The 24,781-nt window shown below is 60.6% G+C and carries 19 protein-coding genes; 3 read left to right on the top strand and 16 right to left on the bottom strand.

What is annotated here, in order from left to right:
- Nucleotides 1-308: 308 nt before the first annotated feature.
- From ACT2BZ_RS17135 to ACT2BZ_RS17100, 8 genes are all read right to left on the bottom strand, one after another.
- Nucleotides 309-1,079 carry an SDR family NAD(P)-dependent oxidoreductase gene (locus ACT2BZ_RS17135; RefSeq protein WP_457936327.1) on the bottom strand — a complete coding sequence of 257 codons (771 nt, stop codon included), beginning with the start codon at nucleotides 1,077-1,079 and terminating at the stop codon, nucleotides 309-311.
- Complete coding sequence (locus ACT2BZ_RS17130; RefSeq protein WP_457936326.1) at nucleotides 1,076-2,110, bottom strand: zinc-dependent alcohol dehydrogenase; 1,035 nt, start codon at nucleotides 2,108-2,110, stop codon at nucleotides 1,076-1,078. The genes ACT2BZ_RS17135 and ACT2BZ_RS17130 overlap by 4 nt, the downstream gene beginning before the upstream one ends.
- A gap of 10 nt (nucleotides 2,111-2,120) precedes the next feature.
- Nucleotides 2,121-3,218: a mandelate racemase/muconate lactonizing enzyme family protein gene (locus ACT2BZ_RS17125; protein ID WP_457936325.1), complete on the bottom strand. Its 1,098-nt coding sequence runs from the start codon at nucleotides 3,216-3,218 to the stop codon at nucleotides 2,121-2,123.
- Nucleotides 3,215-4,213: an ABC transporter permease gene (locus ACT2BZ_RS17120; protein WP_457936324.1), complete on the bottom strand. Its 999-nt coding sequence runs from the start codon at nucleotides 4,211-4,213 to the stop codon at nucleotides 3,215-3,217. Before ACT2BZ_RS17120 ends, ACT2BZ_RS17125 begins: the two co-directional genes overlap by 4 nt.
- A 2-nt stretch (nucleotides 4,214-4,215) precedes the next feature.
- Nucleotides 4,216-5,193: an ABC transporter permease gene (locus ACT2BZ_RS17115; RefSeq protein ID WP_457936323.1), complete on the bottom strand. Its 978-nt coding sequence runs from the start codon at nucleotides 5,191-5,193 to the stop codon at nucleotides 4,216-4,218.
- Nucleotides 5,190-6,710: a sugar ABC transporter ATP-binding protein gene (locus tag ACT2BZ_RS17110; RefSeq protein ID WP_457936322.1), complete on the bottom strand. Its 1,521-nt coding sequence runs from the start codon at nucleotides 6,708-6,710 to the stop codon at nucleotides 5,190-5,192. Before ACT2BZ_RS17110 ends, ACT2BZ_RS17115 begins: the two co-directional genes overlap by 4 nt.
- A gap of 69 nt (nucleotides 6,711-6,779) precedes the next feature.
- Nucleotides 6,780-7,754, bottom strand: coding sequence for an ABC transporter substrate-binding protein (locus ACT2BZ_RS17105; RefSeq protein WP_457941367.1), 975 nt, complete (start codon nucleotides 7,752-7,754; stop codon nucleotides 6,780-6,782).
- A 53-nt stretch (nucleotides 7,755-7,807) separates the two neighbouring features.
- On the bottom strand, nucleotides 7,808-9,277 hold the full coding sequence (locus ACT2BZ_RS17100; protein WP_457936321.1) for an aldehyde dehydrogenase family protein: 1,470 nt from the start codon (nucleotides 9,275-9,277) through the stop codon (nucleotides 7,808-7,810).
- A gap of 188 nt (nucleotides 9,278-9,465) precedes the next feature.
- Between ACT2BZ_RS17100 and ACT2BZ_RS17095 the strand changes: the two genes are divergently transcribed.
- The 3 genes from ACT2BZ_RS17095 to ACT2BZ_RS17085 are packed head-to-tail and all read left to right on the top strand — an operon-like array spanning nucleotide 9,466 to nucleotide 12,583.
- Nucleotides 9,466-10,197 carry an FCD domain-containing protein gene (locus ACT2BZ_RS17095; RefSeq protein WP_457936320.1) on the top strand — a complete coding sequence of 244 codons (732 nt, stop codon included), beginning with the start codon at nucleotides 9,466-9,468 and terminating at the stop codon, nucleotides 10,195-10,197.
- Nucleotides 10,197-11,813 carry a GMC family oxidoreductase gene (locus ACT2BZ_RS17090; RefSeq protein WP_457936319.1) on the top strand — a complete coding sequence of 539 codons (1,617 nt, stop codon included), beginning with the start codon at nucleotides 10,197-10,199 and terminating at the stop codon, nucleotides 11,811-11,813. The genes ACT2BZ_RS17095 and ACT2BZ_RS17090 overlap by 1 nt, the downstream gene beginning before the upstream one ends.
- Before the next feature lie 44 nt (nucleotides 11,814-11,857).
- Nucleotides 11,858-12,583, top strand: coding sequence for an SDR family oxidoreductase (locus ACT2BZ_RS17085; protein WP_457936318.1), 726 nt, complete (start codon nucleotides 11,858-11,860; stop codon nucleotides 12,581-12,583).
- Between the two features lie 360 nt (nucleotides 12,584-12,943).
- Here ACT2BZ_RS17085 and ACT2BZ_RS17080 read toward each other — a convergent pair whose 3' ends face one another.
- The 8 genes from ACT2BZ_RS17080 to ACT2BZ_RS17045 form a co-directional block, all read right to left on the bottom strand.
- The gene (locus ACT2BZ_RS17080) at nucleotides 12,944-13,315 is read right to left on the bottom strand and encodes a hypothetical protein (protein ID WP_457936317.1); all 372 of its coding nucleotides are present in this window, start codon (nucleotides 13,313-13,315) and stop codon (nucleotides 12,944-12,946) included.
- A 3-nt stretch (nucleotides 13,316-13,318) separates the two neighbouring features.
- Nucleotides 13,319-14,221, bottom strand: coding sequence for a molybdopterin molybdotransferase MoeA (locus ACT2BZ_RS17075; RefSeq protein WP_457936316.1), 903 nt, complete (start codon nucleotides 14,219-14,221; stop codon nucleotides 13,319-13,321).
- A 78-nt stretch (nucleotides 14,222-14,299) separates the two neighbouring features.
- Nucleotides 14,300-15,217, bottom strand: coding sequence for a peptidylprolyl isomerase (locus tag ACT2BZ_RS17070; RefSeq protein ID WP_457936315.1), 918 nt, complete (start codon nucleotides 15,215-15,217; stop codon nucleotides 14,300-14,302).
- A 5-nt stretch (nucleotides 15,218-15,222) separates the two neighbouring features.
- Nucleotides 15,223-15,942 carry a respiratory nitrate reductase subunit gamma gene (narI, locus tag ACT2BZ_RS17065; RefSeq protein ID WP_457936314.1) on the bottom strand — a complete coding sequence of 240 codons (720 nt, stop codon included), beginning with the start codon at nucleotides 15,940-15,942 and terminating at the stop codon, nucleotides 15,223-15,225.
- Nucleotides 15,943-15,954: 12 nt separating this feature from the next.
- Nucleotides 15,955-16,665, bottom strand: a complete 711-nt coding sequence (gene narJ / locus ACT2BZ_RS17060) for a nitrate reductase molybdenum cofactor assembly chaperone (protein ID WP_457936313.1) — start codon at nucleotides 16,663-16,665, stop codon at nucleotides 15,955-15,957.
- Nucleotides 16,665-18,203 (bottom strand): nitrate reductase subunit beta, encoded by a 1,539-nt coding sequence (gene narH, locus ACT2BZ_RS17055; RefSeq protein WP_457936312.1) that lies wholly within the window; start codon nucleotides 18,201-18,203, stop codon nucleotides 16,665-16,667. Before narH ends, narJ begins: the two co-directional genes overlap by 1 nt.
- Entirely contained in the window at nucleotides 18,200-21,952 is a 3,753-nt protein-coding gene (locus ACT2BZ_RS17050; protein WP_457936311.1) for a nitrate reductase subunit alpha, read from the bottom strand. Before ACT2BZ_RS17050 ends, narH begins: the two co-directional genes overlap by 4 nt.
- A gap of 26 nt (nucleotides 21,953-21,978) precedes the next feature.
- Nucleotides 21,979-24,663, bottom strand: a complete 2,685-nt coding sequence (locus ACT2BZ_RS17045; protein ID WP_457936310.1) for a nitrate/nitrite transporter — start codon at nucleotides 24,661-24,663, stop codon at nucleotides 21,979-21,981.
- Between the last annotated feature and the right edge of the window lie 118 nt (nucleotides 24,664-24,781).

The raw sequence follows: 24,781 nt of genomic DNA, 5'->3' as shown, positions 1-24,781 counted from the left end.
TGGAGCCTGCTCAGGCAGCGGTGCTCAGCCGCGCAAGTCGAAGCACTCCACCGGAAGGATTCCCTTGTGTAGCCGACTGCCCTGACGTCGATGCGGGCTCTCGTTTCCGGAAGCGGCTCAAGACATGTTTTCAAGAAACTTGCGTATGTTCTCCCCATGACTTGGGAAACGGGGTTTGCAAAACAAGCGTTGCAGCACGGATTCGACCTAATTTGGGCAGAGCACGAGGCAAAGTTTGCCTATGTGCATTTGGCCTGCTTAGGATTGCGTCCAACGGTGACCGTAGGCTGGGCCACAGGCTCGATGCGCTAGCGACCCATCCAGCCGCCATCTACCGTCATGACCGTTCCATGCATGTAGTCGGATGCGGCGGAGGCCAGGAACACGACCGGTCCGCCAAAATCCCCCGGACGCCCCCAGCGGCCGGCGGGAATTCGCTCCAAGATGGATTTGGAGCGCACCGGATCTGCCCGGAGTGCCTCGGTGTTGTCGGTATCGATGTAACCCGGCGCTATGGCATTGACGTTGACACCCTTGCCTGCCCATTCATTGGCAAAGGCTTTGGTCAACTGGCCGATACCGCCCTTCGATGCCGCGTATCCAGGAACGGTTATGCCACCTTGGAAAGTCAGCAGCGATGCCGTGAAGATGACCTTGCCCGAACCACGGGCGACCATTTGTCTCCCTATCTCGCGCGTAAGGACGAATTGCGAAGTCAGGTTGACCTCTATGACCTCATCCCAAATGTCATCGCCGTGTTCGGCCGCGGGGGCCCGTTTGATGGTTCCAGCATTGTTGACCAAGATATCGATGCGCGGATTGTCTGCCAGCACCTGGGCCGCAAAAGAGACGACCGCCGCACGGTCGGCGAAGTCGCAGCGATAGGCACGAAAGCTTCTGCCGGCGCCCTGCACGTCCCTTTCGATGGCGCTGCCGGACACCTCAAGGCTGGCACTGACGCCGATGATGTCGGCGCCGGCCTCGGCAAGAGCCGCCGCCATGCCGCGACCAATGCCGCGCTTGGCTCCGGTGACCAGGGCGGTGCGGCCAGTAAGGTCGAAGCTCTGCAACACACTCATGCCGGGACCTCGGAAACCTGGATCATCGATTTCATGGCATTCGGGTTCTGCGTCAGCGCCTCGAAGGCCGACTGGATGGCTTCGAGCGGCCATACATCCGTGATGAAGCTCTCGCAGTCGACAATGCCTTCACCAAGGAGGTGCATGGCCTGATCGTAATCCTCGCGTTGATACACTCTTGCCCCGAGCATCTCGAGTTCACGCCAGAAGAATTGGAAGAGATCGATCTGCGGTTTTGTGGCGTGAATGGCAACCATCACGATACGCCCCCGCGTCCCTGCTGCAGCCGTCATCAGATCGACGCCGGACTGGCTACCCGAGACCTCGAATACAACATCGGCCCCCTTGCCGCCGGTCGCCTCATGCATTGCCTTCGCGACGTCGACAGAACTTGGGTTCATTGTGGCAAAGCCCAGTCGCTCGGCATAGTCGAGGCGGTTCTGATTGATCTCGCAAATCGAAACATTGCCACCAGCATGGCGTGAGACCATCGCGACCAGCAGCCCGATCGGCCCGCCTCCGACCACCAGTACATCGTCGCCCATCGTGACGCGGCCGCGCTTGACGTCGTGGCATGCCACGGCCAGCGGCTCGATCAACGCGGCGTGGCGCAATGGGAGTTCGTCCGGCAGAACGTGAATTGTGTGGGCGGGAACGTTCCACCTTTGCTGGAAAGCACCTTCGGTATCAATGCCGATGAACTTCAGCCTGTGGCAGACGTGGTCATGACCCGCCGTGCAGGCCGGGCATATGCCGCAATGGTCGAGTGGACGGACCACGACGCGCTGGCCGGCCTTCAGTTCGGCGACATCTGATCCAACGGCGGCGATCGTCCCAGACATTTCATGCCCGACCGCGCGTTCGAATCCAACGCGCTTGTCCATGTGTCCCAGATATATATGCAGATCCGTGCCGCATATGCCGCAATAAGCAACTTCGATCTGTACCTCTCCCGGACCGGGCGCGGGAATCGTGCGTTGCTCGATCGTGAAGGTCTTGTTGCCGCGATAGATGGCCGCCCTGCTGCTCATAGTCGATCTCTCAGCTTGTGGAAATATTCGCATCGTCGAGCTTGTCCCAGTCGAAGGTCACGCCGATGCCCGGTGTTTCTGGCGCAACGGCAAGATGATCGACGAGCGTCAACGGACGGGTCGTGTATGCGTCGATGGGAAACGAATGGATCTCGATTAGGCCGGCGTTGGACTGTGCCGACACCAGGCTGACATGCAATTCCTGCATGCCGTGGCTACAGACAGGCATGTCGCGACCGCGCGCCAGTTCTGCGACGCGCAACCAGCCGGTGATGCCGCCACAATTGGATGCGTCGGGTTGGATGTAAGATAGCTTCGACTGGTCGAACGCATATTCGAACTCGTGGATGGTATGGAGGTTCTCACCCATGGCAAGCGGCATCCCGGTTGCCTCGGCAATGCGCGCATAGCCCTTGTAGTCATCTGGTATCGTGGGTTCCTCGAACCATGTGAGGTTGAACGGACGGAGCGCGTTCGCTGCAGCGATCGCCTGATCGACGCTCATCGAATAGTTCGCATCGACCATGAGCGTGGTATTCTGGCCGATGAGCTGACGGACCGCCGCAACGCGCTCGACATCGTCATCCAGCCGCGGTTGTCCGATCTTGATCTTGATGGCGTTGGCACCTCGATCCAGGTAACCGCGAATGCTGTCCAGCAGCTTTGGCAGGGGAAAGTTGAGGTCGATCCCGCCACAATAGGCGCGGCAACGGTCAGAGGAGCCTCCCGCCATCTTCCACAATGGCTTTCCGAGGCGCTTTCCGCGCAGGTCCCACAGGGCAATGTCGACTGCAGATATGGCAAAGGATGCGATACCACCCCGCGCGACATAATGCATATGCCACTGCATCAGGTCGTGCAGTTCCTCCACGTTTTCGGCATCGCGGTTGGCCAGGAACGGCTTCAGATCATGCTCGACCATGGCGGTTATCGCGTGCCCGCCGCGACCGCCGGTGTAGGTGTAGCCCGTCCCCTCACCTCCATCGGTTAGGCGGATCGTGACAGTCACCAGCTCGAAGAAATGATGATCTCCGTGCATGGCGTCCACCAGCACCTCGGCGAGAGGAACTCGGAACAGGCGCGTTTCGGTAGACTGTATTTTGGTCATTGTTCACGAGCCACGGCGCGGCTTCTCGTTACCCGAGCCTGAAAGAGGATGACGGCCAACAGGAAACCGCCGCGTATGACCATCTGCCAGTACGCGCTGAAGCTGATGGTCCCCTTGCCGTTCTCGAAATTCAGGATGTTGAAGACAAGGCCAAGTAGCAGCGCGCCCGCGACGGTCGCCGGTATCGATCCCAGTCCGCCGGTAAGCAACGTGCCACCGACAACCACCGAAGCGATTGCCGACAGCTCCCAGCCTATCCCTTCCAGCGGCTGTCCCGCGCCGAAACCGGAGGCGAGGAACACCCCTGCAAGCCCGGCGCAGCCCCCGGAAAGCATGTAGACGAATGCCTTCGCACCGTTGACATTCAGACCCATCAGCCTTGAGGCGTCCTCGCCGCCGCCAATGGCTAGGACGGTGCGCCCGAGGGTCGTCATCTCAAGCACTATCCACAGGACCAAAGCCACGAGCGCCACGATCACGATTGTCCATGGCAAGATCCCGAATGCCTTCTCCATTCCTAGAGTCGTGAAGTTGGAGCCCCAATCGACGGAAATCGTCTGCGCGCCAGAGATCACCAGAGCTCCGCCCTTGGCCCCGAGCATCGTCGCCAGCGTGGCTATAAAGGGAGGGATACGCATCGCTACGATGAAGAAGGCATTCAGTGCGCCGAATCCGATCCCGGCCATGACAGCCAGCGGCAGCGCGATCTCGATGCCATTTGGAGACAGGTACGCGGCGATGACCGATGTGAAGGCAGCCACCGACCCGACCGATAGGTCGATCCCGCCGGTCATGATGACGAAGCACATGCCCACCGAGATGACGATGAACATCGCATTGTAGTTCAGGAACGAGGTGATGTTGTAAGCGCCAACAAAGTTGTCATAGCGCAAGGCTCCGAAGATGACCAAACCGACCAGCGCCAGCCAAACGGCGACGGACTGGGGGTTACCTGAAAGGTATCTGCGCAGGTCGAAAGCGTCGGTGTCGAGCATGTTCATTCCACCCGCGACTGTTGCACGTAAACGGCAGCCACAATGATCATGGCCTTGGCGATGAGGGCGACCTCGTCTTCCACCCCGTTGGCAAGCAATGTGTATTTGACGAGCTGGATGATCACGGCACCCAGGATCGCGCCGAAAATCGGCGCTCTGCCGCCTTGGAGAAGCGCCCCGCCTACGACTGCCGCTGCAATTGCGTCCAATTCCATCAGGTTGCCGTTGCGAGCCGCATCGGAGGCGGAATTGATCGCGACGACGATCAGACCGGCGATACCGGCCAAGAAGGCACAGCCCATATACGCAAGGACCTTGACCCAGCGTACCGGGCCGCCGGCCAAGAACGCGGCGCGTTCATTTCCGCCAATGGCAAGTAGGTATCGGCCAAATGTCGTGCGCGTGATGATCGCGAACAGAAGAGCTGCAATTGCGAGCGCCAGCCAGCCCTGAAACGGCAGGCCCAAGATCTTTCCGGTCCCGAGGTAGCTGAATTCGCGGTTCGAAAAGGTCTGCAAGTTGCCGTTGGTCAGCACCTGTGCGATCCCGCGCCCCGAGATGAACAGGATCAGCGTCGCAATTATAGGCTGAACGCCCAGCCTGGCGATCAGCAGGCCATTGAAAGCCCCGCATGCGAGCGCTGCAAGTAGAGGCAGGACGATGGCCGCTGCAAGGCCCAGGCCAGGATAGGTAACGCCAAAGGCCGACTGGAATACAAGCGGCGCGAGCGCCCCCGCGAGGGCCATTACCGCTCCCACTGAAAGATCAATGCCGCCTGTCGCGATCACCAGCGTCATACCCATTGCCACGATAGCAATAGTTGCGACCTGACTGATGTTCACGAAAAGTGTCTGAACCTGGAGGAAGTTCGGGGTGAATGCCGCGTTGAAGAGCAGGATCACCACCAGAGCGATGATGCCTCCATGCCTGCTTGCGCCCGCGCGTAGCGCACGTGTCGAGACTGCCATGCCGCCGGTCATGCTGCGCCGCTTTCGTGATGCGCAAGCGCCTTGACCAGCACGTTTTCGGTAATTCCTGGATTTGTCAGTTCGCTCACGGAGCGTCCTTCGTTCAGAATGATGATGCGATCGGCACCCTCAACCAGCTCTTCGAACTCGGAGCTGATCAGCACGACGCCGAATCCGCGTCCGACGTAGTCACGGATGATCGCCTGAATTTCGCGTTTGGCGCCGACGTCAACGCCTCTGGTCGGTTCATCAAGGATCAGCAGGTCAGGTTCGGTTGCCAGCCAACGAGCAAGCAAGACCTTCTGCTGATTGCCGCCCGACAATTGTCTGATGGGCTGGTCCATGTGCGCAGCCTTGATGCCCAACGCGGCGATAAACTCATACACTAGCTTGCGCTCGCGGGCGCGGTCGATCTGTCCGTTCCTCGTCAGCTTTGGCAGCAACGCAAGAGTCATGTTTTCACGAACTGACATATCGGGGATAATCCCCTCGGCTTTGCGGTCCTCAGTAAGAAATCCCATGCCCGACGCAATCGCTGCGGCAGGACTTGTGGGTGCCGAAACCCTGCCGCGGAGCCTAACTTCGCCTTTGGTCAGAGGGTCGACCCCAAACAGCGCCCGGGCGGCTTCGGTGCGACCCGACCCGAGCAGCCCGCCCAGCCCGACAATCTCGCCACGGCGCAGTTCCATATCGAAACGCCTCAGACGCGGCCCTGTCGAAACGCCCGTTACCGACATCAGGACCTCGCCCTTCTGGGCTTCACCTGAGCCGAACTCGGTCATACCTGCCGATTCAATGTCGCTTGCATCGCGGCCGAGCATCGCCGCAATAAGATCAAGCTTGCGAGTATCCCCGATCGCCTTTGTGCCGACGGATGAGCCGTCGCGCATGATCGTGACGCGGTCGCAGATCTCGAACAGTTCGTCCAGGAAATGAGAGACGTAGAGGACAGACACTCCCGACGCCTTCAGACTACGGACGACTCGAAAGAGAACCTCAACTTCGGAGGCATCAAGCGACGAGGTCGGCTCATCCATGATGACCAGTTTTGCGTCGAGCGACACTGCTCTTGCGATTGCCACGAGCTGCTGTATGGCAGTTGAGTAACTGCCCAATTGCGCGGTCACATCTATCGAAATGCCGAAGCGTGAGAGGATTTCCCTGGTCCGGCCGTGTGCCTTGCGCCAGTCGACGAACAATCCGGCCAGCTTTGGTTCGTAGCCCATCATCACGTTTTCCGTCACCGACCGGAGCGGAACCAGGTTCAATTCCTGATAGATGGTTGCGATACCTGAGTCTTGGGATTCCCGGGGGCTGGAAACAGTGCTGTCCCGTCCATCGAAACGCACCGTGCCGCTGTCGCGCCGGTATACGCCGGTCAGGATCTTGATCAGCGTCGACTTGCCGGCCCCGTTCTGCCCGATCAACGCATGGACTTCGCCTGGTGCAACCTCAAGCGCGGCGTTGCGCAAGGCTGACACGCCGCCGAAGGCCTTGTCGATTCCGGACATAGACACGAGTGGTTGCATTTGGTCCCCGCTTTCTAGAACTCACCGGCGGGGGACCGCTCTACTGCGGCCCCCAACCAGCGGGAGGAACTAGTACGCGCCAGCGAGGTTTTCGGCGGCGTTGTCTTTGGTGAAGATGCGATCCTTGACCTGAACCCAAGGTTCAATCGTTTCGCCATTTGCGTAGCGCTTCATCACTTCGCAGGCGAGCGGACCGAAGAAGGGTGAGCTCTCCACCGTCACACCCATCTTGCCGTCGATGATCGCCTGAAGGGCATCGCGCGTACCGTCGATCGATACCACCAGAACGTCTTCGCCCGGCTTGCGGCCTGCCAGTTCAAGTGCCTGGATCGCGCCGATCGCCATTTCGTCGTTGTGGGCGTAGACAATGTTGACGTCTGGATGTGCCTGCAGCAGCGTTTCCATCACCTGGCGACCCAGATCGCGTGCAAAATCTCCGGTTTGCGAGGCGACGATCGTCATGCGCGAGTCTTTGGCAATCGCGTCGTCAAAACCCTTCTTGCGGTCGTTGGCAGGCGACGAGCCGGTCGTCCCCTCAAGTTCGACGATCACACCCTTCTCGCCCTTGAAATTCTCGGAGGTCCATTCTGCGACACGCCTGCCCTGATCGATGAAATCCGATCCCAGAAAGGCAACGAAGTCAGTGCCTGCCACCGCAGCCGCCGGGTCGACCGAACGGTCGACGAGGAACGTTGGGATGCCTGCCGCCTTCGCCTTCTTGACAGCCGGGATCAACGGCTTCTCCTCGCGCGGCGGAAGGAACAGAACGTCGATGCCTTGCGCAATCATGCTGTCGACATCGGCGACCTGCTTGGCGGCCGAACCTGCCGCGTCGGTGGCGATCAGGTCCCATCCGCAGCTTTCAGCCGTGTCATGGAACGATTTCGTTTCAGCTATTCGCCATGGATTGTTGGACTCCATCTGGCTGAAGCCGACCTTGTATTTGTCCTTCTTGGCAAGCGGCGGAAGGCCTTCAGCCATCGCCACGGACGCAACAGCTACCGCGAATGCGGCTACCGAGGTGAATAGTGTTCTGCGGTTCATTTCAGTCCTCCACTGTGTGCGGTACGGGTCCTCCCAACCGCGGTTGCCGGGGTCTATCCCCAATTGACGTAACTCGTCTGCTTGCGCAGGTACCCGTCAAATCCGTACCTGCCATCTTCCCCGCCGAGGCCAGATGCGCCCCAGCCGGAATGGAAGCCCTGAACCGCTTCGCCGTTGCTGCGGTTCAGGTAAATCTCGCCGAACCTAAGTTCATAAGGCGCACGCGCGATGGTCTTGAAATTGCGTGTGAAGAGATACGCGGACAGCCCATATTCCGTGTCATTTGCATGCGAAACGGCCTCTTCAAAACTGTCTACGCGCATGGCGGCCACAACTGGGCCAAACACCTCTTCTTGAAGGAGCGGGGACGCATTATCCCGGACCTCCAGTACCGTTGGCGCGTACCAGTGTCCCTTGGAGTAGACACCATCCATCATGGGACCGCCGGAAAGCAGGACCTCCGCCCCGGCCTCGATACCACGGTCGACAACTGCCTTAATCTTGGTCACCTCAGGCGCCGAGACTTTCGGCCCCATGTCGACCATTCCGAGCGGGTCGCCGATTGTGAGCGCCGCCGATGCCTTCACGAACTTGTCAAGGAATTCGTCTGCAATTGCACGGTGCACATACATTCGTTCGTTGCAGGTGCAAATCTGACCGCAATTGGTGTAGCGAGCGGCCACGGCCGCGGCCACCGCGACGTCGATATCCGCGTCGTCCATGACAATGAAAGGCGCCTTGCCGCCCAGCTCGAGCCTGATCACCTTGAGGCTTTCTGCACCGGCACGGTAGATTTCACGACCAGCGCGCGTGCTGCCGGTCATGGTCACGAGGCCGGTCAGCGGGCTTTCCACCATGGCCTGGCCAACTGTTCTTCCCCTGCCCGTTACCACGTTGAACACACCGGCAGGAAAGCCGACATCGTGGGCCAGTTGCGCCAAGGCAAGGCCGGAAAGCGGAGTGATTTCGTGTGCCAGAAGGACGAATGTGTTACCCGCAACAAGGGCCGGACCTAATTTTCGCGCAGCCAGGGCGGCCGGATAGTTCCACGCAGTCAAACCAACGACCACCCCATAGGAATGGCGGCGAATATGGATTTCCTCACTGCGATTATCGGAGACGACAATGTCGCCTTCAATGCGGCGTCCATTCTCGGCTGCATAGCGCAGGAAGGTAATGACTGCATTGATCTCGCCGCGAGCTTCACTCAGAGGCTTGCCCTGCTCCAGCGTGACTACGCGAGATAGAATTTCCGCATTAGCCGCCACGGAGTCAGCCAGAGATGAGACGAGCCGGGCGCGGTCGATGGCCGGAAGCGCTGCCCATCCCGGATGGGCTTTCCGTGCAGCCTCCAGAGCTGCATGCCCATCTTCGCGGGTCCCCTCAGGAATTGTCGCTATCACTTGCTCGCTAGCGGGGTTTTCGACCTCGATTCTTGGCGCTGCCTGGCCCGAGACCCACTTGCCGTCCACATACATCGTGACGGGCAGAACCTTCTCGCCGAGGAGACTGAAATCGATCATGAACACGCACTTTGGTATGACCAAACTTCATTCGTTAGAGTATCATACCGGATGCATGTCAACCCGCCGACAGAACCTTTTTTGTCGAAAAGCGCGGAAATGCCGGTAGAAACTCGCAGAAGTAGCGCGCGCACTCTTGCAAGCTCAACGACTTTGGTCGTATTAAACTTGCAGAAAGGCTCCCGAAAATGACAGAATCCAACCTGCCCGGAACAGACTTGAAGGCTGGGCGCGCAGCCGATTTCGTCATCTCCGAGATCGAGTCCCGCATTGTTTCGGGCAAGCTACCGGCCAACACGCCTCTGCCGGCGGAGCGCGATCTGATGGAGCAGTTTGGCGCGAGTCGAACGGTTATCCGGGAGGCAATCTTGGCCTTGTCAAATCGCGGCTTGATCGAAAGCAAGCCGAGGTTTCGACCCATTGTTCGCAAGCCGGATTACGAAACGGTGCTGCATGCAGCCGGCACCGTCGTTCGACATTTGCTGAACGATGCAGGCGGTGTGCGCAACCTGTATAACAGCCGCGTCTTCATCGAACGCGCGTTGGTTCGCGAGGCTGCCACATCGGCCCGCAAAGAAGACATCGCCGACCTGAAGGCGGCGCTCGCGGACAACAAGGCCGCAATTCCAGATTCCCTGGCGTTCTACCAGACGGACGTTGCCTTCCACGGTGTGCTGTACCGGATACCGCGCAACCCAATCTTTCCGGCGATGCACGAGGGATACACCTCCTGGCTCGCGCCCCAGTGGGCCAGGATGCTTCGCTCTCCAGAACGCAACCTGTCCAATTATGCAGCTCATGAGGCGATCCTGAATGCCATTCTCGAGCGAGACCCTGCGGCAGCGGAGCAGGCCCTGCTCGATCACTTGAATGCCGCATGGGAACATGTGCGCGTCACATTCGACCTGGGCGAGGATTGATGGAGACTTTCGATCACATTGTCGTCGGCGGCGGTTCGGCGGGCTGTGTGGTTGCGGCGCGTCTGGCGTCAGAAGGCAACGCGCGCGTGTTGCTCCTGGAAGCGGGCCATTCGAACCGCCACCCGTTGCTCGACATGCCGCCCGGAATCTTCAAGATGATCAACGGCTCCAAGTTCATGAAGTATCACAGGACGGTACCGCAACCGCATCTAGACGGGCGCGTGCACGACATCCCACAGGGCAACGTTCTGGGCGGTGGGTCGTCGGTGAACGCGCAGGTCTACATGCGCGGCCGCCCGGACGATTACGATGAATGGGACAGATTGTTGCGCGGAAACAATGACAGGATCGGCTGGGGCTGGTCTGACGTTCTACCGCACTTCAAAAAGATGGAGGGCAACGGTCGGCTGTCCAATGACCTGCACGGTGTCGACGGCCCCCTGCTCGTATCGGATCCCGGCCATGTGGATGATTTCTCGCGCTGGTTCGTTCAGGCGGTTCAAACTCTTGGGGAGCCGTTCAATCACGACTTCAACGGCCAAAGTCAGCGCGGCGTCGGATTCTACCAGTTCACCAATCGCCGAGGCAAACGCAGTTCCTCGGCCTACGCATTTCTGTCGCCGCAGCGCAACAATCCGAACCTGACCGTGCGGCTCCATGCCGAAGTTCAACGGATCAACCTTGCAGGGAGCCGGGTAACGGGCGTCACCTACCGCGACAAGGCAGGACTTCATGAAGCGAGTGCTACCGGCGAGGTCATCCTCGCTGCAGGTGCGCTCGTCACCCCAAAACTACTGATGCTTTCGGGAATCGGCTCGGCCGATCATCTGTCCGAGTACGGGGTGCAATGTGTAATCGACCTACCCGGGGTTGGCCAGAATCTGATCGACCATCCAGAAGTTCCCATAACCGCTATTGCAAACGGCCCGTTCGGCTATTTCAAGCAGGGCGACGGTTGGCGGATGCTTCGCAATGGCCTCCAATTCAAACTCTTCGGTTCGGGCCCCGTAACATCGGCGGGTGTCGAGGCAGGAGCGTTCGTGAATCCCTCGGATCCAGAAGGTACGCCAACGATACAAGCTTTCTGCGTCCCAATCGTGTATCTGGATCGTGACGCATTGTCCGAGGTGGAAGACGGTTACGGTATCACCATCACCACGGTAGTCGTTAAGCCAAAATCGCGCGGCGAAGTTCGGCTTTTTTCTTCCGACCCTTCTGAAATGCCTGCGGTCTCGCCCAACCTGCTGGGTGACCCGGACGACATGCAGGAGATGATAGATGGGCAACGATTCTTCCTGCGAGCCATGCAGGCAAAGCCGCTTGCGGACAGGATCGAGCATATAGTTATCCCGTCGCCTTCGGATCAATCCGACGCAGCGCTTCGTGCACACTGCAAGCGGTTTGTGAAAACCAATTACCATCCGGCTGGAACAGCCAAGATGGGTCCAGACGGTGATCCGATGGCTGTCCTCGACGCGCGGCTTCGTGTGCGAGGCGTGGAGGGACTGCGCGTTTGCGATATGTCCTCGGTGCCTGACATCAATGCAGGCAATACCAACGCCCCGGCGATGATGCTCGGCGACCGCTGTGCTGATCTGGTCATGGGGCGCCTCTGAACGAATGACACATGGGTCAGCAACTCGACACCAGGAGCCCTGTGATGGAGTTTGAAGGCAAGTCCGTACTTGTAACAGGCGCCGGGAAGGGAATCGGGCTGGCAGTCGCGAGGTTGCTGGCGACTCGGGGAGCCCAGGTGGTTGGGTTGAGCCGCTCGGTCGACGATCTGGAGCAACTGAGGAAGGAAATCGGCGGGCGATTTCTCGCAGTAGACCTCGCCGATCCCGAGGCTACGCGGGCCGCGGCCAAAGCTGCCATGCCGGTAGACTATCTGGTCAACTGCGCCGGGACTACCACGCTGGAGGCTTTCGTCGACGTTTCCCTCGAGGCCTTCGACCGATTGATGGCCGTAAACGCCCGGGCACCGCTGATCGTATCCCAAGAGTATGCGAAGGACCGCATCGCCAGAAGTCTTCCCGGGGCCATCGTCAATGTTTCCAGCAACTCGGCATTTACCGGCTTCGCCGATCACACTGCCTACTGTGCTTCGAAAGGCGCGCTCGACGCGATGAGCCGCGTCATGGCCAACGAACTCGGTCGTCACGGGATCCGTGTGAACTGTGTCAATCCGGCAATTACATTGACTGCAATGGCGAAGAAGGCCTGGAGCGATCCGGAGAAGGCCGCGCCGATGCTGGCCAGAATGCCGCTCGGCCGGTTTATCGAACCTGAAGAGGTCGCCGAGGCTATCGTCTATTTGCTAGGCGACCGAGCTTCGATAATCAACGGCATCTCGATGCCGGTGGATGGCGGGTTCAAGATCAACTGAAGGCAAGGGCCGGTTGGCAGTATTGGGTGCGCGTCCACCCTGCCTCGAATCATCGGTGGTCGGACGGTGTTCGCCAACAGGAAAACGAAAGACGCGACATAGACAGCAGATGCAGACGGCTCACTTCCAAGCTGAAGTAAGGATTGCCCAGCCTTGCGACAGAGCGTCCCAGTCGCCCCCTAAGCTTGGTAAAGCCAAACTATATCCCGTAGGGAGTGGCCACCCGAAGTCTGTCTTGATGCACGCCATGACCCGGGTTCCCAAGCCAAGGCCTGCCATGGCTGCCTGCTGCGTTCTGCTGTGATTTTTCGGGTTACCCGGCGCCTGGCAGCGCCGGCAAATCCGGTTGGCCAGTTCTGGTCACTCGCAAACGGGTTCGAGGCGTAGCGTCATGCCCGGCTCGATGTCTGCGAGGTCAGGAGGCAAGACTGCCGTCGCGCGCGCCATCGCCAGCGGACTGAGACTGGCGGAGGAGCCGCGTCCGAGCATCTCGACAATCGGGAGGCCATCGGCGTTGCGCCGGCTCCATGTCACCGGAACATACTCGGTGCGTCCCTGCTTACGACGGTAGGTGAATCCGGAAACGGCGGGCATCCACGAAGCCGAGAGCTTCTGGAACCCCGCAGTCCTCTTGATCGCCGGCAAGGCGATCCGCGCGAAGGTTGCCGCCGTGGCGTAGGGGTTGCCGGGCAGACCGAAGAACAGCGCGCTGCCGATCCTGCCGACCGTCACCGGCTAGCCGGGCCGCATCGCAACCTTGAGGACTTCGAGTTCGGCATTCTCGCGCTTCAGCACATCCATCATGTAATCTTCCTCGCCGGCCGACACGCCGCCGGTGGTGATCACCACGTCGCAGCTGCGGGCCGCGTCGCTGACCATCGCACGGATCGCTTCCGGATCGTCGGCGACGATGCCGAAATCGACGGGTTCGATCCACGGACGGTCGAGTGCTGCGCGCAGGAAGAAGCGGTTGGAATTGTAGATCTGGCCGGGACCGAGCGGCTCGCCCGGTTCGACGAGTTCGCTGCCTGTCGAGACCAGGCCGATGCGGATCTTGCGCCGCACTTCCACTGTAACCATGCCGATGGCTGCAAGAAGCGCGATCCTGGCTGGTGTCAGAGGCTCGCCAGCCGCGACAACCGCCGCGCCCTTGGAGACATCCTCGCCGGCACGCCTTATGTTCTGCCCGGCAGGCGGCTTCAGCGAAAAGGTGGCCATGTCGCCCGAACGCTCGCAATGCTCCTGCATGACCACAGCGTCAAAACCCTGCGGCACCGGAGCGCCAGTGAAGATCCGGACCGTGCATCCTGCTGGATAGGACGAAGTGGCGGGTTGGCCGGCAGGGATCCTGGCCACGACAGGCAGGGTCCAGGGGCCGGGTCCTGAAAAGTCCCGGAGCCGTACCGCATAGCCGTCCATCGCCGAATTGTCGAAGGGCGGCAGGTCGATGGTCGAGACGACCGGCGACGCACATATCCGACCGGCTGCCTCGATCAGCGGTAGCGTCTCGATGGAGCTCACCGGGACGGCAGCCTTGATTGCCTTGGTGCCGGCGATGTCGACGGGAAGGACCTCGCCTGCCTTGCCGGCAAGACATGGCCGCTCCGGCGACGGACTGTGGACGGTTTTGGGCAGCATGACGCTTCTCATCCTTGTCGCGGTGCACTCCGCCGGGGAAGCGGCGGGATCATTCTTCAGCTTGCCATCTGCAGCGCTCTACTGAACGAGAGGCCCGTTTGCTTGGCCCAGCAAGATACCCTCAAGCTTGGCCTGGCCTGCCAGCACTCCAATGTATTGCGACACCGCCTTCGACCACGACGAGGCTTCAAGCCATGCCGCAATCCGCGCGCCGACGAACTCGAACGGGAGACGCTCGCCCGGGATCTTTCGATCGAGCGCGATGACATGGAACCCGAACCGGCTTTCGACCGGCGTCGCCGAGATCTTTCCCGCTTCCATGGTCAACATCGCCTTCTCGAACTCGGCAACCGTGCTGCCTCGCGACAGTTGTCCGAGATTGCCGCCATGTTCGCGCGACGAGCAGTCCGAGTACTCCATGGCGGCAGATGCGAACGCTTCGGGGGCTTCCGACAATCTGGCGCATAGGCTGGTTGCCAGTTCGCGCGCCGCCACACGCGCTGCCGCATCCGACTCAGGTGCCGCAATCAGGATGTGGCGAGCCTCAAAGAGCGGTTCGCTGCGGAACTTGTCGGGATGCCGGTCATAATAGCGCCGGCTTTCCTCCTCGCTGGCAGATGGCGCGGCGACCTGGTCCTCGACAAGCGCCCTGATTGCGGCGTCCCGCTCCGTCTCGATCTTTCCATCCTGCCCTGCCCCCGGCTTTCCGGCGATGCCGAGGCGGCTAGCTTCCTGCCAAAGCAGTTCCTGGATCACCAGCGCCTCTGCCGCTGCGCGGAGAGCGGCGCCGGGATTCTTGGCCGGATGGTTTTGCGCTTCCGCGAGGATGTCCCTTTCGGCAACCGGTGTGCCATTCACCGATATCTTGGGGATGACGGGGCCGGCCTTTGGCGGCACGCGCGTATCCGGCTCCTGGTAGGACGAGTAGCTCTCGCCCCTGGCTGGCGGGATGCCGTCGGGAACCGCGAGTGAAGGGTTCTTGTAAATGGTCGCCATGGTTTCTACTCCGCCGGAAGCCGGGTCTGTGCGGCCCGGTGATTGCGCTCTCGCACGACCTGATACCCCGGCCGCCACATGTAGCGCAGCGGCACGCTCAGCATGTGGACCAGCCGTGTGAACGGGAACAGCAGCAGGATCGTCAGGCCGAGGAAGAGGTGCAGCTTGAAGATGATCGACGCATCGGCGACGTAGGCTGAGGCAGCGGTGTTGAATGTGAAGATGCCCTGTGCCCAAGTCATGAATTTCACCATCTCATGACCGTCCAGATGCTGCAGCGACACGGGGATCGTCATCAGGCCGAGCGCAAGCTGGATCCAGAGCAGGATGATGATCGCCGTGTCGGACTTGCTGGACGTCGCCCTGACACGGGCATCAAACAGGCGACGATGCACCAGCAGCGACCCACCGACGATCGCCATGACCCCGGCGATGCCACCGGCGACGATGGCCAGGATCTGCTTGGCGCCGTGGCTGACGCCAAGCGCGTCGAACAGAGCTATCGGCGTCAGCAGGCCGATCAGGTGCCCGACGAAGATTACGATCACCCCGACATGAAACAGCACCGATCCCCAGACCAGCTGCTTGCGTCGCAGCAGCTGCGAGGATCCGGACCGCCAGCCGTATGGTTCCCGGTCGTAGCGGATGATGGTGCCGAGTATCAGGACCGACAGCGCGATATAGGGATAGATCCCGAAAAGAAGGGTGTTCAGGAAATCAGACATGGTCTCGTCCTCCTAGACGGTCTTGCCTTGTGGGATATCGGCAGGCCTGCGGTTTGATGCCCGGATCTGGCGCTGCAGGCGATCGGGACCGCAGGCGTTTTCGCCCGCATTGCCGCCGAACGTGACCGCTTCCTCCTCCCAGATGCGATCCAGCGCCTCGAGGTCGGCCGGATCATCGGCGGGCGTTTCCAGCAGGTCATGCAGAAGTTTCGGGTCCGGCTTTGCCGACGCCATCGCCTCGAGCACCGCGAAAGCATTGCTGTAGACCGATTTGCGCTTCTTCAGCCGCTCTCTAATTGCTGCCAGAATATGCACAGTCTGGCCGAGCAATTCGCTGATCTGCGGTGCCGGCTTCATCGACAAATATTCCAGGAACATCGGCAGGTAGTCCGGCAGTTCCTTGGTGTCGATCTCGAAACCGTCGGCATCATACATCGCCATCAGGTCGACCATTGCCTGGCCGCGGTCGCGGCTTTCCCCGTGCACGTGCTCGAAGAGATGCAGCGACAGGACGCGTGTACGGTCGAACAGGAACACGTAGCGTTCCTGCGCATCGTAGAGGTCGTGTGCCGCGATGTCGTCGGCCAGCCGGACAAGCAGCGCCGTATGCGTGTCTCCGATACCCGCAGCCTGGAGCGCCGCCTTCATTTCCGGAATTGCCTGCCGAATTTCCTCGGAAGGATAGGACAAGAGCAGCGATATGACCTTGAGAGCAGCGTTCATCAGACCTTCTCCTTGAAGAGGTCGGTTGGCGTCTGGACCGTGCGGGTACGCTTTGAGCCGAACAGATCGCTGTCCGACTCGCCGCCGGAGCAGCCGTTGCCGAACGAGAACCCGCACGAGCCGCGAACGTCATAGGCGTCCTCGGAGATTTCGCGGTGCGAGGTCGGGATGACAAAGCGATCCTCGTAATTGGCGATCGCCATGATGTGGTACATGTCCTCGATCATCTGCGCGGTCATTCCCACCTTCTCGGCAATGGCATTGTCGATGACGCCATCGATCGTCTTGGCTCGCATGTAGGCGCGCATGGCCAGCATGCGTTCGAGCGCGGAAACGACCGGCTCTTCCTTGCCCGCGGTGAGGAGGTTGGCGAGATAGCGGACGGGGATCCGGAGCGAGCGGACGTCCGGTATGCTGCCGTCCATCCCGATCTTGCCGGACTGGGCCGCGTTCTGCAGCGGCGACAATGGCGGAATGTACCAGACCATCGGGAGGGTCCGGTATTCAGGATGGAGCGGAAAGGCGATCTTCCAGTCCATCGCCATCTTGTAGACCGGCGACTTCCTGGCCGCCTCCAGCCAGGCATCCGGAACGCCGTCCTTGCGGGCCTGTTCGATCACCAGCGGATCGTTCGGATTGAGGAAGACCTTCAACTGCTCCTCATAGAGGTCCTTTTCGTCAGCGGTGGAAGCCGCTTCAGAGATGCGGTCGGCGTCGTAGAGAATGACGCCGAGATAGCGGATGCGGCCGACGCAGGTTTCCGAACAGACTGTCGGCTGGCCGGACTCGATGCGCGGATAGCAGAAGGTGCATTTCTCGGATTTGCCCGACGACCAGTTGTAATAGATCTTCTTGTAGGGGCAGCCCGAGACGCACATGCGCCAGCCGCGGCATTTCTCCTGGTCGATCAGGACGATGCCGTCATCCTCGCGCTTGTAGATCGCGCCCGACGGGCATGCCGCCACGCAGGTCGGGTTGAGGCAGTGCTCGCACAGCCTCGGCAGGTACATCATGAAAGTGTTTTCGTACTCGCCGTAGATTTCCTTCTGGATGCCTTCGAAATTGTAGTCGACCGAACGCTTGGAGAACTCGCCGCCGAGGATTTCCTCCCAGTTCGGGCCCCACTCGATCTTCTCCATGCGCTCGCCGGTGATCTGCGAGCGCGGGCGTGCCGTCGGCGCCGTCTGGACTTCGCCCGCCGTCTGCAGATGCCCGTAGTCGAAGTCGAACGGCTCGTAATAATCATCGATTTCCGGCAGGTCGGGATTGGCGAAGATTTTCGCGAGGATTCGCCACTTGGCGCCCATCTTGGGCTCGATCTTGCCATTGGCCTTGCGAATCCAGCCGCCGTTCCACTTCTTCTGGTTTTCCCACTCCTTGGGATAACCGATGCCGGGCTTGGTCTCGACATTGTTGAACCAGGCGTATTCCACGCCTTCGCGGTTCGTCCAGACGTTCTTGCAGGTGACCGAGCAGGTGTGACAGCCGATGCACTTGTCGAGGTTCAGCACCATTCCGATTTGGGCGCGGATTTTCATTCTGCTGCCTCCTTGTGTGCGGGTTCGCGGTAGGGGCCTTCCATCCAGTCGACCTTCTCCATCTTGTGGATGACGACGAACTCGTCGCGGTTCGAACCGACCGTTCCGTAGTAGTTGAAGCCGTAGGAAAGCTGGGCGTAGCCGCCGATCATGTGGGTCGGCTTGATGATCGCCCGGGTGACGGAGTTGTGGATGCCGCCGCGCTGGCCGGTGATCTGCGATCCCGGCGTGTTCACGATCTTCTCCTGCGCGTGGTACATGAAGATCGTGCCTTCCTTCATGCGCTGGGAAACGACCACGCGGGCCACGATGGCACCGTTGGTGTTGAAGACCTCGACCCAGTCATTGTCGACGAGTTCGCCCTTGGCCGCGTCGGTTTCCGAAATCCAGACGACCGGGCCGCCGCGGTTCAGGGTCAGCATCATCAGATTGTCGGAGTAAGTGGAGTGGATGCCCCACTTCTGATGCGGAGTAATGAAGTTCAGCACGATCTGCGGCTTGCCGTTCGATTTCGCCTCGATGATCGGGTTGATTGACTTGGTGTCGATGGGTGGGCGATAGACGCAGAAGCTTTCGCCGAAGGCACGCATCCACAGATGATCCTGATAGAGCTGCTGGCGACCGGAAAGGGTCCGCCATGGGATCAGTTCGTGGACGTTGGTGTAGCCGGCATTGTAGCAGACCTTCTCGGACTCGATGCCTGACCAAGTCGGCGACGAGATGATCTTGCGCGGCTGCGCGACGACGTCCCGAAAGCGGATCTTCTCGTCTTCCTTGGGCAGCGCCAGATGAGCATGTTCGCGGCCGGTGAACTTTGACAGAGCCTCCCAGGCCTTGACCGCCACTTCGCCATTGGTTTCCGGCGCGAGCGACAAAATGACTTCCGATGCATCGATATCGGTCTCGATCTTAGGACGACCTTTCGAGGCGCCCTCCTCCGTCACGATGCCGTTCAGCCGGCCGATCAGTTCGACCTCATGGTCGGTGTGCCACGAAATGCCCTTGCCGCCATTGCCAAGCTTTTCCAGCAAGGGGCCAAGCGACGTGAAGCGCTTGTAGAGATTGGGATAGTCGCGCTCGACGACCGCCACCGCGGGCATTGTCTTGCCGGGGATGAGATCAGTCTCGCCCTTCTTCCAGTCCTTCACATCGAACGGCTGGGCGAGTTCGCCCGGCGTGTCATGCAGGATCGGCACCAGCACCACGTCCTTTTCAACGCCGAGGATTTCGGGGGCGACCTCCGAGAACTTCCTGGCAATGCCCTTGAAGATGTCCCAGTCGCTCCGCGCCTCCCAGGCCGGATCCGCAGCACTTGTCAGCGGATGGATGAAGGGGTGCATGTCGGACGTGTTGAGATCGTTCTTCTCGTACCAGGTCGCGGTCGGCAGAACGATGTCGGAATAGACGCAGGTGGTGGACATGCGGAAGTCGAGCGTGACCAGAAGGTCGAGCTTTCCTTCCGGCGCCTCGTCGTGCCAGACGGCCTCCTTCGATTCCAGCCGGCCTTCCTCGCCGAGATCCTTGCCGAGCAGGCCGTGCGACGTTCCCAGAAGATGCTTGAGGAAATATTCGTGTCCCTTGCCCGATGATCCAAGCAGGTTCGAGCGCCACACGAACAGGTTGCGCGGCCAGTTGGCCTCATCGTCCGGATCGACGCATGACATCTCCAGCTTGCCGGATTTCAGCTGTGCGGCGACATAATCCTTCGGTTCCTTCCTGGCTTTCGCCGCTGCTTTCGCAATGTCGAGCGGATTGGACTTGAGTTGCGGTGCCGAAGGCAACCACCCCATCCGCTCTGCACGGATATTGTAGTCGATCAGCGTCCCGTCCCATGGCCCTTCCGGCGCGGTTGGCGACAGGATTTCGTCGACCTTCAGCGTTTCGTAGCGCCACTGATCGGTATGCGCGTAGAAGAAGGATGTCGAGTTCATCTGCCGCGGCGGGCGGCTCCAGTCGAGGCCGAAGGCCAGCGGCAGCCAGCCGGTCTGCGGACGCAGCTTTTCCTGCCCGACATAGTGACTCCAGCCGCCGCCGGACTGGCCGACGCAGCCGCACATGACCAGGAGGTTGATGATCCCCCGGTAGTTCATGTCCATGTGGTACCAGTGGTTCAGACCGGCGCCGAGGATGACCATGGAACGGCCATTGGTCTTTTCGGCATTGAGCGCAAACTCGCGCGCAACCGTGATGATCTGGTCGCGCGGGACGCCCGTGATCTTTTCGGCCCAGGCCGGCGTGTAGGGCTGGTTGTCGTCATAGGACGTCGCGCAGCTGCCGTCCTTCAGGCCACGGTCGAGTCCGTAATTGGCGACGAACAAGTCAAACACGGTCGCGACGAGCGCGTCACCTTCGACAAGTTTCACTTTCCTGGCAGGGACAGAGCGCAGCAGGACACTGTCGTGGTCGGTTCCCTGGAAGTGGTCGTGCTCGCGATTGCCGAAATATGGGAAGCCGACGGATGCGATCTCGTCATGGTCCCCATCCATGATGAAGGTCATGTCGAGTTCGACATCCTTGCCCTTGCCGTCCTTGTCCTCGAGATTCCACTTGCCCTGCTGATCCCAGCGAAATCCGATGGAGCCATTGGGCACGACGATCTTCTTGGTCTTGCGGTCAACCGCGACAGTCTTCCAGTCGCAATTGTTGGTCTCGCCCAGCCCGCCCTTGAAGTCGGACGCGCGCAGCAGCTTTTCCGGGATGTAATGGCCGTCCTTCTTCACCAGGCGGACCAGCATCGGCATGTCGGTGTAGCGGCGGCAATAATCCTCGAAATACTCCGCCTGCCGGTCGAGATGAAACTCGCGCAGCACGACATGCCCCAGTGCCATTGCGAGGGCGGCGTCGGTACCCTGCTTCGGATGCAGCCACATGTCGGAGAACTTCGCGGCCTCCGAATAGTCCGGCGATACGACCACCGACTTGGCGCCCTTGTAGCGGACTTCCGTATAGAAATGGGCGTCCGGCGTCCGCGTTTGCGGCACGTTGGAACCCCAGAGCATCAGGAAGCCGGAATTGTACCAGTCAGCCGATTCCGGAACGTCCGTCTGCTCGCCCCACGTCATCGGCGAGGCCGGCGGCAGGTCACAGTACCAGTCGTAGAACGACATGCAGACGCCGCCGAGCAGCGACAGGTAGCGCGAACCCGCGGCGTAGGAGACCATCGACATGGCCGGGATCGGCGAGAAGCCGATGACCCGGTCCGGTCCCCACTTGCGGGCCGTGTAGGCATTTGCCGCAGCGATGATCTCGTTGACCTCGTCCCATGTCGAGCGGACGAATCCGCCATGGCCACGCACCTTGATGTAGTCGCTGCGCTTTGCAGGATCCTCCTGGATTGCAGTCCAGGCGCCGATGGGCGTTTTCATCACCCTTTCCTTGCGCCACTGCCTGACCAGCCGCGCGCGCACCAGGGGATATTTCACCCGGTTGGCCGAATACATGTACCAGCTGTAGCTCGCCCCACGGGAACAGCCGCGCGGCTCGTGGTTGGGCAGGTCCGGCCGGGTGCGCGGATAGTCCGTCTGCTGGGTTTCCCAGGTGACGATGCCGCCCTTGACGTAGATCTTCCAGGAGCAGGAACCCGTGCAGTTCACGCCATGGGTGGAGCGGACGATCTTGTCGTGCTGCCAGCGCTTGCGATAGGCGTCTTCCCAGTCCCGGTTTTCATTGGTCGTGACCCCGTGGCCCTCGGAAAAGGTTCCGGTGTTCTTGCGAGCCAGGAAATTGAGACGGTCCAGAAGGTGTGACATCCAAAGTGTCCTTTCGTTTCATCCGCTCAGCAGGGAACCGGGGCGTTGCGGCGGGTGTAGTAGAGCCACGTCAGCACGGTGCAGACGGCGTAGAAGACGCCAAAGCCCCAGAGCGCTGCGTTTGGCCCGCCTGTCATCGCCATTGACGTGCCGTAGGATTTCGGAATGAAGAACGCGCCGTAGGCGGCGATTGCGGAGGTGAAGGCGATGATCGCTGCGCTCTCGCGTTCGATCTGCTTCTGCATGCTTGCCGCATCCAGTTTTGGCATCAGGCGGGGAATTTCCCGACGCATGATCGCGGGGATCATCTGGAAGGTGGAGGCATTGCCGACGCCGGTCAGGAAGAACAGAGCCATGAAGCAGGCGAAGAAGAGCCAGAAGTTGCCACCGGCACCATCGGACGGCAGGAACTGGAGGACACCGAAGACAGCCAGCATCATGCCGACGAACACCCACAATGTGACCCGTCCGCCGCCGAAGCGGTCGGAGATCCAGCCTGTTCCTGCGCGGCTCAAGGCGCCGACCAGCGGCCCGAGGAAGGCATAGGACAGCGCGTTGACCTCCGGGAACTGGGTCTTCATCAGCAGCGGAAAGCCCGCGGAGTAGCCGATGAAGCTGCCGAAGGTGCCGGTATAGAGGATGCACATGACCCAGTTGTGGAACCGCGAGAAGATCACGGACTGATCCGCGAAGGACGACTTGGCCGATGCGATGTCGTTCATGCCCAGATAGGCGGCGATCGTGGCCACGATGATGAACGGCACCCAGACGAAACCGGCATTCTGCAACCACAGCTGCCCGCCATCCGACAGTGGCTGCGGATTGCCGCCAAGGGCGCCGAAAACGCCCATGGTGATGACCAGCGGCACGAGGAACTGCATGACCGACACGCCGAGATTGCCAAGGCCGGCATTCAACGCCAGTGCGTTTCCCTTCTCCGCTTTCGGGTAGAAGAAGCTGATGTTGGACATCGACGAGGCGAAGTTGCCACCGCCAAGGCCGCACAGAAGCGCCAGCACCAGGAAGATCAGGTAGGGCGTTTCGGGGTTCTGGACCGCATAGCCGATGCCCATTGCCGGCAGCAGAAGCGAAGCGGTCGAAAGCGTCGTCCACAAGCGACCGCCGAAGATCGGCACCATGAAGCTGTAGAAGATGCGCAGCGTGGCGCCCGACAGGCCGGGGAGCGCCGCCAGCCAGAACAACTGTCCCTGAGTGAAGTTGAAGCCGATGGCCGGCAGGCGCGCAACCACCACCGACCAGACCATCCAGACCGAGAAGGCCAGCAGCAGCGCCGGGATCGAAATCCACAGGTTGCGCCGGGCGATGCTGCGCCCCTTGGAAGCCCAGAAACCGGCGTCCTCCGGATCCCATTCTGTCACTGTGGCACTCGAAGGCGCGGCCGGGATCGGCATGCCCTCGAACTCCGGGAGTTCGGGCAGCGCATCGCGTGCCACGCCCGGATTCGTGCGCTCCATGTTGCGCACGGCCAGATGCATCCAGATCAGGGCTATTGCGACAAGGAGGAAGAGGAAAGCGAAGCAGGTCGTGTAGATGCCTGTCAGGTCGAGCAGGGCACCAAAGACGATGGGTAGCACGAAACCGCCGAGCCCGCCGATCATCCCGACCAGACCGCCGACCGAGCCGACATTGTCCGGATAGTAGACCGGAATGTGCTTGAAGACCGCTGCCTTGCCGAGGCTCATGAAGAAGCCGAGGCCGAAGATCATCATCACAAAGGCGCCGAAGCCCATCTGCGTCGAGAAGGTGATGTCGCCGCCCCTGGCGTGGATGATGTAGGTCGTTGCCGGGTAGGACAGCATGAACAGCAACACGAGGGCGAACCCGAAGGTCCAGTACATCACCGCGCGGGCGCCGAACCGGTCAGCCAGATGTCCGCCATAGGCACGAAAGATGCTGGCCGAGAGCGAAAACGCCGCCGCGGCCATGCCTGCGGTGCGGATATCGACGCTGTAGACGTCGACCAGGTAATGCGGCAGCCACAGGGCAAGAGCCACGAAGCCGCCGAACACGAAAAAGTAGTAGAGCGAGAAGCGCCAGACCTGCAGGTTCTTGAGCGGCGCCAATTGTGACGCAATGCTCGCAGCCTTGCCGCCCGACTTGCGCCGTGCCTCGAATACGGGATCGTTCTTGGAGAAAACGAAGAAAATCACGGCAATCGCCGCCAGCGCGAGCGCCCATATGTTGGCAACGGCCTGCCAGCCAAAGGCGACCATGACGAAAGGAGCGCCGAACTTGGTGACGGCCGCGCCGACATTGCCGGCGCCGAATATGCCCAGTGCCGTACCCTGCTTCTCGCGCGGATACCAATGCGAGACATAGGCGACGCCGATTGCAAACGAGCCACCCGCCAGGCCAACGCCGAGTGCCGCGACCAGGAACATCGGAAATGTTTCCGCCTGGGTCAGCAGCCAGGTAGCCACGGCCGTCAGCAGCATCTGGATCGGGAAAACGAGCCGGCCGCCATACTGTTCGGTCCAGATGCCCAGCATCAGCCGGGTCAGCGAACCGGTCAGGATCGGCGTTGCAACCAGGATGCCGAACTGCGTCTCATTGAGCCCGAGCTGGGCTTTGATCTGCACGCCGATGATCGCAAAGATCGTCCAAACTGCAAAACAGACTGTGAATGCGATGGTGCTGAGCCCCAATGCGCGGTTCTGGTCTGTGCGTGTGACGCCCTCAAGCGAATGCATCTGCTAGTCCCCCAAATCTCGGGCGGGTTGCACCGCCGCAGCAAACAATCAGGGGCAATAACCATCGCTGTCGCTTCATCGCATTTGATCGAGATCAAGGATCGCGCAGCGAATTGAA

Source organism: Mesorhizobium sp. 10J20-29, from assembly GCF_054130485.1.
Note: the sequence above shows the minus strand (reverse complement) of the source record. Positions and strands in the feature narration are given on the sequence as shown.